Below are 11286 nucleotides of genomic sequence, written 5' to 3' on the forward strand. Positions count from 1 at the left end.
GTAACGCGTGCCGGCGCGCGGCGCGGGTTGGGCGTTCCGCCGCGCCGCGAGGGGTTGTGGGGTGGGAACAACCGCGTGTGCCCGGATCAAGGGCGGGCTGCTCGGCGGCGCGCTCCGCAAGGAGCGCGAGGGCGGCGGTTCGCGCAGCACGTCCGGGCGCAGTGCCGACGCGCTGAAGAACGCGACGGTGCGCGATCAGATCCAGCGGTACGAGGACCTGCTGGCCAAGCACGGCATCGAGCCCGGCGAGGCGGCCCTGGCCTGGCTGCTCACCCGGCCCGGGGTCACCGGTCCGATCGTGGGTCCGCGCACGGCCGAGCAGCTGGCGTCGGCGGTGCGGGCGTCGGAGCTGAAACTGGGCGAGGAGGTGCTGGCGGAGCTGGACGGGATCTTCCCGGGTCCGGGGCCGTCCCCGGAGGCGTTCGCCTGGTAGCCGAGAGGCTCCTACGGGGGTCCGGAGGCATCTGGTGGCCCGGAGGCATCTGGTAGCCCGGAGGCGTCTGGTGGCCGAGGGCGAGAGCCAGGAGGGGGCGTGGGCCGCGCGGCGGTCCACGCCCCCCTCGCGTTCAGCCTCCGAGGGCGGCAGCCGCGGCGACGACGACGAGAATCAGCACCAGCGCGCCGCTCATGATCATGTTTCTGGTCTTGGGGTCCACACCTCGAGATTAGCCGGACCGCTCAGTGCCCCAGCGGCCAGGCCGCCACCACCTCGTAGCGCGGCTGCTGCCCGGGGACGCCCGGGGCCGGTGGATGGCTGCGCACCAGGTTGAGCTCGCCCACGGTCCACTCCCGGCCCGCGAAGTCCGTGAGCCCGTCGACGTACGGCGCGAGGCTGGTGGCGGAGCCGTGGCGCGGGGAGCCATGACGCGCGGAGCGGGCGCGGGCGATGGTCAGATGCGGGTGGTACGGGCGGTGCCGGTCCATCGGGACCCCGGCCCGTCGGCCCCCCGCCTCGGCGGAGTCGGCCAGCCGCCGCAGGGCCTCGCTGTCGCCGTCCACGCCCACCCACACCACCCGGTCGTCGAACCGGCCGCCGCCCGCGAGCCGCAGCTCATGGGGGTGGTGCCGATGGGCGGCGCGGGCCAGCCGGGTGTGCAGCTCGGGCAGTACCTCCTCGGCCACCTCGCCGAAGAAGGCGAGCGTGAAGTGCCAGCCCTCCCGCTCGGTCCAGCGCAGCCCGTCCGCCCCCGGCAGCGCCCGGAGCGCCTTGACCCGCGCGGCCAGCTCGGCGACGGCCGCCTCCGGCGGCAACACGGCGGCGAAGAGTCTCATCCGCCCAGTCTCCCGCACCGGGGGTGGCAACTCAGCCCCTCCAGGGGGCACCTCCCAGCGGTAGCTGGGGGAGTTTGAGGAGCGGGGTCCGGGGCGGAGCCCGGCAAGGCCAGCGGAGCCCCGGCAAAGCCAAAGGGGCCGTTCAGACCGTGGCGGCCAGCGGCTTCTCCTCCGTCTCAGGCGTACGCGGCATGAAGATCACATGCGGGTGGCCGCGGCGCAGATCCAGCTTCAGCCGCAGGCCACCGGCCCGGACCAGGATCAGCCCCACCCCGGCCGCGGCGGCCGCCGAGATCAGGCCGCCCGCGGCGAAGCCGATGCGGGCGCCGCAGGTGTCGGTGAGCCAGCCCACCAGCGGGCCGCCGATCGGCGTACCGCCGACGAAGACCATCATGAACAGGCTCATCACCCGGCCCCGCATCGCGGGATCCGTCGCGAGCTGGACGCTGGAGTTCGCGGTCACGTTGAACGTCAGGCTGAAGATCCCGATCGGCACCATGAGCGCCGCGAAGAGCCAGAAGTACGGGGTGGCCGCCGCGACCATCTCCAGCACGCCGAACATCAGCGCGGCCCCGACCAGCAGTCGCCGCCGGGCCACCACCCGCCGGGCGGCGAGCAGCGCGCCCGTCACCGAGCCGATCGCGATCAGGGTGTTGAGCAGGCCGTATGTACCCGGCCCGGCGTGGAAGACATCGTCGGCGAAGGCGCTCAGCCAGATCGGGAAGTTGAAGCCGAAGGTGCCGATGAAGCCGACGAGCACGATCGGCCAGATCAGATCGGGGTTCCCGGCCACATAGCGGAGCCCCTCCCGCAGCTGCCCCTTGCCGCGCGGCGCCCGCTCGACCTTGTGCAGCTCGCTGGTGCGCATCAGCAGCAGCCCGATGATCGGGGCGACGAAGGAGACTCCGTTGATCAGGAAGGCCCAGCCGCTGCCCACGGCGGTGATCAGCACACCGGCGACCGCCGGGCCGATCAGCCGGGCGGACTGGAAGTTCGCGGAGTTGAGGCTGACCGCGTTCCGCAGGTCCTTGGGGCCGACCATCTCGTTGACGAAGACCTGGCGGGTCGGGTTGTCGACGACGGTGACCATGCCGAGCAGGAAGGCGATCAGATAGACGTGCCAGACCTGCACATGGCCGCTGAGGGTGAGGGTGGCGAGGGCGAGCCCGCACAGCCCCAGCGCGGTCTGGGTGAAGAGCAGCAGCCGGCGCCGGGGACATCGGTCCGCGAGGACCCCGCCGTAGAGGCCGAAGAGCAGCATGGGCAGGAACTGCAGCGCGGTGGTGATGCCGACCGCGGTGGAGGAGCCGGTGATACTCAGGACCAGCCAGTCCTGGGCGATCCGCGACATCCAGGTGCCGGTGTTGGAGATCACGGCACCGGTCGCGAACAGGCGGTAGTTGCGGATTCTCAGCGAACGGAAGGTCCCGCCCCGGGTGCGTCCCGCGGTGACGGCGGGCGCGGGGTCGGATACGGAGATTCCCGGGTTTCCGGGGGTTCCGGTGGGTCCGGGGGTTCCAGAGGTTCCCGGGTTTCCGGGGGGTCCCGGGTTTCCGGGGGGTCCCGGGTTTCCAGAGGTTCCCGGGTTTCCGGGGGGTCCCGGGTTTCCAGAGGTTCCCGGGTTTCCGGGGGGTCCGGAGGTTCCGGGAGGTCCCGGGATTCCGGGGTTTGCGGGGTTCTTCGGTGCGGGTGCGGAGTCTGCTCCGGGTCCCGTACTCAAGTGCGTTCGCCTCCTGGCTGTCTCGGGTCGTTCTTACATATGCGCGAGCTTCTCCAGCACGGGCGCGGCGGCGCGCAGCACATCCCACTCGTCCTCGGTCAGCTCCCCGACCAGCTCGGCCAGCCAGGCGTTGCGCTTGCGTCGGCTCTCTTCGAGCATGGCCTCTGCCCGCTCGGTCGGCGAGACGACTTTCTGCCGCCGGTCCTCCGGATGCGGCTCGAGTCTGACCAGTCCCTTGGCCTCCAGCAGCGCCACGATGCGGGTCATCGACGGCGGCTGGACGTGCTCCTTGCGGGCCAGCTCGCCGGGGGTGGCGGAGCCGCACTGGGCCAGCGTGCCCAGGACCGCCATCTCGGTCGGGCTGAGCGATTCGTCCACGCGCTGGTGCTTGAGCCGCCGCGACAGACGCATCACTCCGGACCGCAGGGCACTCACGGCGGCCGCGTCATCGGGGGGCGCCTCCGCCTGGTGCTGGGGACGGGACAGATCCGGCATGGTCTTTAGCATAACTCATTACCTCGTCTAATGAAAACCCTAGTGACATCCCTATTTCCATTTCACCCGAACGAGTGAGTCAACTCCGGGTAGTGACGTGTGGCGGCACGCATGAGCGCCCAGGACCACGGGGGTCCGGGGCGCTCAGGGCGGAACGCTCATGCGCCAGGAGGGACGCTCATGCGGCAGGAGTGACGGCGTACAGGCGGGACGGCGTACACCAGGGCGGGACGGCGTACAGGCGGGACGACGACTCGGCCCAGGCGGGGCCGAGCTCGGCTCAGGAGGCTCGGCTCAGGACACGCCGAGTGCCTGTTCGATCGGGTTGAGCAGGAAGTACACCAGGAAGCACAGCCCCACCGCGCCCAGCAGCCACGGGATCTCCCGGGTCCGCCGGGTGGCGATGCGCAGCAGCAGGAACGAGAGCACACCCAGCCCGATCCCGTTGGTGATGCTGTAGGTGAACGGCATCGAGACCATGGTCAGGAAGGCCGGGATCGCGATCGTGAAATCGCTCCAGTCGATCTCCTTGACGTTCGCCGCCATGATCAGGAAGCCGACGACCACCAGCGCGGGGGTCGCGGCCTGCGAGGGCACCACCTTGGCCAGCGGGGTGAAGACCAGCGCGAGCAGGAAGAGCCCGCCGGTCACCACGTTCGCGAGTCCGGTGCGCGCCCCTTCCCCGACGCCCGCCGTGGACTCCACGAAGCAGGTGTTGGCCGAGGCCGAGCCGAAGCCGCCGCCCGCCACCGCGACGCCGTCCATCATCAGGATCCGGCCCATGCCCGGCAGCTGACCGCGCTCATCGGTCAGCCCGGCCTCCTCGCCGACGCCGATGATCGTGCCCATCGCGTCGAAGAAGCCGGAGAGCAGCACGGTGAAGACGAAGAGGCAGCCGGTGAGCAGGCCGACCTCATGGAAGCCGCCGAAGAGGCTGACATCGCCGATGAGGCCGAAGTCCGGGGTGTCGACCACCTTCTCCGGCACCGAGGGGATGGTCAGCCCCCACTGGGCGTCCGGGATCTGGGCCAGGGAGTTGATCACGATCGCGACCACGGTCATGGTCACGATGCCGATCAGGATCGCGCCGCGCGTCTTGCGGACGATCAGGATGAAGGTGAGCGCGAGACCGGCCACGAAGACCAGCACCGGCCAGCCCTCCAGCCGCCCGGCCACGCCCAGCCCCAGGGGGACGGTGGTGTGCGCGGAGTCGGGGTTACGGCTGACGAAGCCGGAGTCGACCAGACCGATCAGGGCGATGAAGAGCCCGATGCCGATCGCGATCGCCCGCCGCAGCCCGGACGGGATCGCGTCCATCACCCGCTGCCGCAGCCCCGAGGCGACGAGGATCATCAGCACCAGACCCGCGAGCACCACCATGCCCATCGCGTCCGGCCAGCTCATCTTGGGTGCGAGCTGGAGCGAGACCACGGCGTTGATGCCGAGGCCCGCGGCCAGCGCGATGGGGACGTTGCCGATGATCCCCATGAGCAGCGTGGTCAGGCCCGCGATCAGGGCGGTGGCGGTGACCAGCTGGCCGTTGTTGAGCTGATGCCCGAACTTGTCCGTACCGGCCCCGAGGATGATCGGGTTCAGTACGACGATGTAGGCCATCGCAAAGAACGTGGCCAGTCCGCCCCGGATCTCCCGGGAGATCGAGGAACCACGCTCGCTGATCTTGAAGAACTTGTCGATGCCGTTGGCGGGGGGAGTCGGAGCCTGCTTACTGGCGGCGTCGACCGGCGCGGTGGCCGAGGGGGACATGAAGGACCTCAGTGTGCGTGAACATCAACAGCGGGCCCTTTGGACGATCGAACAAGACATTCCGCTCAGACCCAGAAGTATTCAGTATGAAACTATCAAGGCCCGATCGCCAAACCGGTCCCGGCGAGGCTCCGGCGAGGCCTCGGCGAGACCCCCGCGAGTTCCCGGCGAGGTCCCTGCGAGTTCCCTGCGAGTTCCCTGCGAGGTCTCGGCACGGCCCCGGTCGGGCCCACGACCGGCCCCCTTAAGCTGTGGCCATGACGAAGTGGACCCCCAAGCACGAGGCGCCGGAGCCCCTTGAGGGCAATGTCGTGGCCACCATCACCGGCGGCACGATCGTGTGGTTCGTCCTCTTCCTCGCCCAGCTGCCCTTCTACGGCTGGTTCCACGAGCACGGACATCTGTGGTGGCTGTGGACCTGCCTGGCCGGCGGCGGCCTCGGACTGCTCGGCATCTGGTACGTACGGGCCCGGGAGACGGCGATCCGCCGCGACTCGCGGAACGGCGACGCGCAGACGGCCGACGCGCGGAACGGCTGACACGCGGAACGGCTGACGCGCGGAACGGCTGACGCGCGGAACGGCTGACGCGCCCACCCCTAGCTCACACGAGGCGGCACCCGCGACGGCGCGGCGCCGGGCCGTCCGCCGTTCCCAGCGGCGGCCCGGCGCCCTGGCCTGGTGCGCGGGCGCGCTCCCCTCCTCATGGCGCACCCGCTCACCCGTCTGCGATGCGCGCAGAAAGATGACGGCCCCGCCGCGGGGACGCGCGGGCGGAGCCGGATGGGCCAACTGTACGATCTTCACGGGCCGTTCACAATGTTGCGGAAGCCTCACGACGGGCACTTTGTTCGGGAACTACCGTCTTGTGGTCGTCAACTCACCAGTAATGTGAGGGATATGACCGGTAACCGCTTTCGTGCCGATGAGATCGACACCAGCAAGCCGCACTCGGCCCGCATGTACGACTACTTCCTGGGCGGCAAGACCCACTACGCGGTCGACACCCACGCCGCCGAACAGGTCGAGGCCGTCTGGCCCGAAGTCAAGCCGTGGACGCGTGCCAACCGGTCATTCATGCACCGCGCGACCCGCTGGCTCGCGGACGTGGCGGGTATACGTCAGTTCCTGGACATCGGCACCGGCATCCCCACCGAGCCCAACCTCCACCAGGTCGCTCAGAAGGCCGCCTCGGACTCCCGGGTCGTCTACGCGGACAACGACCCGATAGTGCTGGCCTACGCGCAGGCCCTGTTGCTCTCCACGCCCGAGGGCCGCACCGCCTACATCCACGCGGACGTCAGCGATCCGGAGGGGATCCTGGCCGCCGAGGATCTGAACGACACCCTCGATCTGTCCCAGCCGGTCGCCCTGTCGCTGAATGCGATCATGCACTTCATCGCGGATGAGCAGAAGCCGTACGAGATCGTGCGCCAACTGGTCGAGCCCTTGGCCTCGGGCAGCTATCTCGTGCTCTCGCACGGCGCGCTCGACCCCCGCCCCGGGGTCTCGGACGCGGTCACCAACCTCTACCGCAGCAGCGGCATCCATGTGCAGGGACGCACCCAGGAAGAGATCCTTCCGTTCTTCGACGGGCTGGAGCTGGTCGATCCGGGCGTGGTGATGCCGCACCGCTGGAAGCCCGAGAGCGAGCAGGCCAGAGCCGAGGCGGAGGCCAAGGAGCTTTGGATCTTCGCGGGCGTGGCACGCAAGCCCTGACCCGGGAACGGGCCTTACCCGGGGGCAAGCGAACGGGCCTTGCCCCGGGGCAAGGCCCGCGCACACACCCCGTACGCACGCGCCCGTCAGTCGAACCAGCGGGCCCGCGCCAGCTCCTCCGTACGGGTCAGATCCTCCAGCAGGGCCGCCACCTCGAACCGGCGCGCCCAGTGCCCGGCGGCCCAGGACAGACCGGCCGCGACGCCCTCGACCGTCGAGGCGTGCAGTGTGCCGTCCACATACCGCCAGTCCAGCTCGATCTCACCGGTGCCCGAGCCCGCGCCCTCGCCCTCGCCCGAACCCTCGATCAGCAGTTCCTCGTGCTCGATGTACGACAGCGGGGCGCCCGGGAGGAGTTCGCGGACCGCCTCGGGCACCTCGTGCGGATCGCCCTGTGAGATCACCCGCGCCGGGTACACCTCGCTCAGCCGCCGCACCTGGAACAGCTCGGCCAGTTCCGCCGCCCGCGTCGGCCGTACGGGCAGCAGCGGCCGGCCGTCCGCCTCGGCCAGCGGCATCAGGTCCGGGGCGTCCGCGACCAGCGCCTCGCCCGCCTCGACCACGGTCGGCTCGCCGTCCACGATGGCGCGCAGCTCGTCCGGCAGGGTCACCTGCTCGGGCTCCAGGTCGGCCAGTTGCCCGTAGATGGCGTGCAGCTGGGCGGGGGTCACCTCGCGGTCCGGGTCGGCGAGGCGGGCCAGCAGCTCGGCGGCGCCGCCCGGCTCGTCCAGCAGCGCGGCGACGGAGGTCCGTACGCCCAGCGCCCGCAGCACCTGCTCGTCCTCGAACCCGGCGGCGTCCACCGCCTCGTACAGCCCGGCCAGCAGCGGATCGCCCCCGGCCGCGCGCAGCCCGGCGGGGCGGCGGCCGTCCAGCACCGGATGGCCGCGCAGCCACCACGCGGTGTACGAGCGCACGATCTCCGTCGTGCCGTCCGGCAGCAGCACCCGCACCGGCGCGGTCAGCGCGTCGCGCAGCGGCGGCTCGGCGAGCATGGCGAGCGCCCGCGGCCAGGCGTCGTCGTCGACCAGGTCCAGATCGCGTACGGCCACGATCTCGGTGGCCACCGGCGGCACCGGCGTCTCCGGCAGCCGGTCCAGCACGTCCTCGCACCACACGTCGACGGCGTCCAGCACGCCGACGTCGTCCGGTTCGGTGAAGTCACCCTCGCGCGGCTCCAGTTCATCCGGGTCCAGCACCACATCGGTGGCCCTGGCCAGCGTGAAGCCCGCCAGCACACCGACCGCGGCGAGCGGCTGCTCACCCCAGCGCTCGGCCAGCTCGGCGTCGCAGGCGGCCAGTTCGCCCTCCCGCATCACCTGTTCGAAGGCGCTGCCGGGGAGGACCAGCTCACCGGCCGGGGCCAGCTCCCCGTCCTCGTCCGGCAGCGCGAGCGCGGCCAGCCACGGCTCGTCGCCGGGCGCCAGCCGGGCCTGCTGGACCAGGCCGAGGACGGTGTCGGCCAGCGTGTCGGCGTCCAACGCCGCGCCCAGGCCGCCCTCGCCCTCCTCCGCGAACAGGTCGTACTCGTCCTCCGCCTCCAGCGAATGCGCGACGGCGGTCCGAACCTGCGGGGTCGTCAGCACGGCGCGGGGCGTGGCGGGGGTCGCGCCGAGCTTCTCCAGCAGCGGATGGGCGGCGTCCGGATGTGCAACTTTCAGGCCGAGGCGGGCGAGGGTGCGATGCGTATCGCTGACCGCGGCGCCGCGCTCGGGGGTCCGCGCGGGCGCGGCGGACCCGACGGTTCCGGCGGGGGCGGCGGTTCCGGCGGGGGCGGCGATTCCGGCGGACTCGGCCGGTCCGGCGGGCTCGGCGGTTCCGGCGGACTCGGTGGGCTCGGCGGGCTCGGCGGGCTCGGCGGGCTCGGCGGGCTCGGCGGGCTCGGCGGTGAAGGCGGAACCGGCGATTCCGGCGGACTCGGCGGTTCCGATGCTGTCCAGGCTGTGCAAGCCGTCCAAGCCGTCCAAGCCGTCCAAGCCGTCCAAGCCGTGCAGACCGTGCAGGTCGCCGTCGGTCTCGCCCGGCAGCGGCAGCAGCACCTGCCGGGGCCCGATCGTCGTCCGGCCGTCCGCCAGCGGCACCGGCAGCCCGCTGAGCCGGTCCGGGTCGATGCCGCCCAGCGAGTCGTACAGCCGCCGCCACCAGGCCGGGGCGCGCTCCACCCCCGCGAGCCGGTCGATGAGCTCGCCCAGCGGCACCCGGGCCACGCCCAGCACCCGCAGCTCCGACCGGCGCTCGAGACCCGCGGGCAACAGCGTCGGGAACAGCTCGGCCAGCACCTCCACCGTCTCCGCGCCCGCACCCTCGACGATCTCGGCGTCCCGGGGCCGCAGCGCGTACGGCTCACCCTCGGCACCGCCGCGCGCCAGCACGTCGTCGTCCCAGTCGGCCGGGGCGGGCGCGGACGGGGCGGCAGCCGGCTCCCCCGCGGCGGGGCCGCCCTGGGCGGCGTCCGGGCCGAGCGCCTCCGGCGAGCCGAGCCAGCCCGCCGCGGCCTCGGCCACGGCCACGTCCTCCGTGCCCACGCCCACCGCCGGTGCGGCGGCGCTGGGCAGGAACGGCACCCTCGGCAGCCGCTCCAGCACCCGCTGGCGCAGCTCCCCGTCCAGCTCGCCCCGGCCCAGCTGGCCCGGCACCAGGTCGATCGAGCCGACCGAGACCGGATGCCAGTCGCGCAGCAGCGTCGCATACGCCTCGGCCGCGCGGTCCAGCAGGAAGTCCGTGAGCGGCCCCGGGGCGGTGTGGCGGCGGGTGGGCTCCAACGGGAAGGACGCGATCAGCAGCGCGGGCATGCCCAGCGGCTCGTCGGTCGGCGTCGGGGCATGGACCACCGGGGCGGTCGCGCGCCGCGTCGGCGCGCCCTCCGCGTCCACCGGAACCGCCCAGGTCACCGACCACACCGGGCGCAGCCGCTCCTCCACCGGACGGTCGGCCAGCAGCTCCGGCTCCAGCCGCCCGCCCGCGCTCTCGGTGCGCCAGCGCGTCGTACCGCGCGCACCGCTGTCCTCGACGACGGTGTACGGGCCGTCCTGGCGGCGGCGCAGCGTCCGGGTGCCCTCGACGGTCTCCACCACGACCTCGGCCAGACCGGGGAGGGTCAGCAGCAGCGCGTCGTCGATCCCGGCCAGCAGCCGCTCCGCCACGTCCAGCGCGGCGCCGTCGCGCAGCGGCAGCACCACGACGGTGTCGTAGCCCTCCGGGGCACTCCCCTCGGCGGGCAGCGGCAGCCGCAGCAGCGGTACGTGGCCGTCGCGGCGGCGCAGCTCCTCGGCGAGGCCGGGGCTGGCGGCGGTGGCCCGCTGGGTCAGCTCCCGCGCCTCGGCCAGCGACCACCGCACCCCGCCGGTGCGGCCCACGACCGCGGGCTCGTCACTCACCGCGAGCACCGCCGCGAAGCCGACGCCGAACCGCCCGACCGCGCTCTCCGGCTCGTCCCGCTTGGCCGACGCCCGCAGGGTGGACAGCGACTCGACCCCGGCCGCGTCCAGCGGCGCCCCGGTGTTGGCGACGGCCAGCACGGCGGGCTCGCCGTCGGCGGCCGGCCGCAGGGTCAGCCGCAGCCGCCCGGACACCCCGGCGCGGGCGGCGGCGTCCGCCGCGTTCTGGGCCATCTCGACGACCAGCCGGTCCCGGTGGCCGCCCAGCGCCAGGTCCTCCTCGGCGTTGGCGTCCTCCCGGAACCGGGCGGGCGACGCGGCCCAGGCGTCCAGCACGCCGCGCCGCAGCCGCGCGGTCCCGAACGGGTCCGCGTCCTCGGTCGCGCCTCGCACCATCGCCGTGCTGCTCACGTCTCGCCTCCGGAAGTTCCTGGTCGGGGTCCGTCCTGCGCCACGGCGCCACACCGCCGAGTCCCCCGCGGTGCGGATCGCCCCACCGCGCTCGCCGTTCCCAAGCGTGCCGCCCTTGCTAGCCGCGAACGTACCGCTATCCGCCCTCAAACGACGCCCCGGGCCCCACACAACCGGATTCTCCCCCTCACCTTGGACCCTTCGGGATCTTGCGGGCCGTCGGGATCTTGCGGGCCGTCGGGATCTTGCGGGCCGTCGGGATCTTGGGGCCGTCGGGATCTTGGGGCCGTCGGGCCCCGTCCCGCCGGGTCCCTGCCTCGGGCACCCAGGCGGAGGCGCACCCTCCACCACCGCCGGGGCCCCGCTGTGGCGGGCGCCCCGGTGCCGTCGTGACCGCTTGCCCCAGTCGTGACCACTTGCCTCGGTCGTGACCGCTTGCCCCAGTGGATGTCCGACGGCTCGTGACGCCTGCGGCGGGCTGCTTTCCCCTCCCCGCCCCTTCCCACAACTGGGGCTCCGCCCCAGACCC

General features: G+C 72.7%; 7 protein-coding genes and 1 pseudogene. 3 read left to right on the plus strand and 5 right to left on the minus strand.

Annotated elements, in window-relative coordinates:
* Positions 1-43: 43 nt before the first annotated feature.
* Positions 44-433: pseudogene (locus ACFXB5_RS09205) on the plus strand (aldo/keto reductase); the annotation flags it as partial.
* A 245-nt stretch (positions 434-678) separates the two neighbouring features.
* Here ACFXB5_RS09205 and thpR read toward each other — a convergent pair.
* From thpR to ACFXB5_RS09225, 4 genes are all read right to left on the minus strand, one after another.
* Positions 679-1272, minus strand: coding sequence for an RNA 2',3'-cyclic phosphodiesterase (thpR, locus tag ACFXB5_RS09210; RefSeq protein WP_385204397.1), 594 nt, complete (start codon positions 1270-1272; stop codon positions 679-681).
* A gap of 142 nt (positions 1273-1414) precedes the next feature.
* A complete protein-coding gene (locus ACFXB5_RS09215) occupies positions 1415-2752 on the minus strand; it encodes an MFS transporter (RefSeq protein WP_385204424.1) in 1338 nt (445 codons plus the stop codon).
* Between the two features lie 273 nt (positions 2753-3025).
* Positions 3026-3487 (minus strand): MarR family winged helix-turn-helix transcriptional regulator, encoded by a 462-nt coding sequence (locus ACFXB5_RS09220; RefSeq protein ID WP_044573694.1) that lies wholly within the window; start codon positions 3485-3487, stop codon positions 3026-3028.
* Positions 3488-3781: 294 nt separating this feature from the next.
* Positions 3782-5251: an NCS2 family permease gene (locus ACFXB5_RS09225; RefSeq protein WP_385204400.1), complete on the minus strand. Its 1470-nt coding sequence runs from the start codon at positions 5249-5251 to the stop codon at positions 3782-3784.
* A 257-nt stretch (positions 5252-5508) separates the two neighbouring features.
* On the opposite strand from ACFXB5_RS09225, the gene ACFXB5_RS09230 reads away from it, so the two are divergent.
* The gene (locus ACFXB5_RS09230) at positions 5509-5790 is read left to right on the plus strand and encodes a DUF2530 domain-containing protein (protein ID WP_385204403.1); all 282 of its coding nucleotides are present in this window, start codon (positions 5509-5511) and stop codon (positions 5788-5790) included.
* 360 nt (positions 5791-6150) lie between these two features.
* Positions 6151-6969 (plus strand): SAM-dependent methyltransferase, encoded by an 819-nt coding sequence (locus ACFXB5_RS09235; RefSeq protein WP_385204406.1) that lies wholly within the window; start codon positions 6151-6153, stop codon positions 6967-6969.
* Between the two features lie 86 nt (positions 6970-7055).
* Here the strand turns inward: ACFXB5_RS09235 and ACFXB5_RS09240 are convergent, their stop codons facing one another.
* Positions 7056-10742, minus strand: a complete 3687-nt coding sequence (locus tag ACFXB5_RS09240; protein WP_385204427.1) for a sacsin N-terminal ATP-binding-like domain-containing protein — start codon at positions 10740-10742, stop codon at positions 7056-7058.
* Between the last annotated feature and the right edge of the window lie 544 nt (positions 10743-11286).

Origin of the sequence: Streptomyces sp. NPDC059455 (assembly GCF_042750115.1) — a bacterium.
Classification (GTDB): domain Bacteria; phylum Actinomycetota; class Actinomycetes; order Streptomycetales; family Streptomycetaceae; genus Streptomyces; species Streptomyces endocoffeicus.

Excerpts from the sequence above, each read along its gene's own strand:
- thpR (WP_385204397.1), bottom strand. The coding sequence starts at position 1,272 with ATGAGACTCTTCGCCGCCGTGTTGCCGCCGGAGGCGGCCGTCGCCGAG.
- ACFXB5_RS09220 (WP_044573694.1), bottom strand. The coding sequence starts at position 3,487 with ATGCCGGATCTGTCCCGTCCCCAGCACCAGGCGGAGGCGCCCCCCGAT.
- ACFXB5_RS09225 (WP_385204400.1), bottom strand. The coding sequence starts at position 5,251 with ATGTCCCCCTCGGCCACCGCGCCGGTCGACGCCGCCAGTAAGCAGGCT.
- ACFXB5_RS09230 (WP_385204403.1), top strand. The coding sequence starts at position 5,509 with ATGACGAAGTGGACCCCCAAGCACGAGGCGCCGGAGCCCCTTGAGGGC.
- ACFXB5_RS09235 (WP_385204406.1), top strand. The coding sequence starts at position 6,151 with ATGACCGGTAACCGCTTTCGTGCCGATGAGATCGACACCAGCAAGCCG.
- ACFXB5_RS09240 (WP_385204427.1), bottom strand. The coding sequence starts at position 10,742 with ATGGTGCGAGGCGCGACCGAGGACGCGGACCCGTTCGGGACCGCGCGG.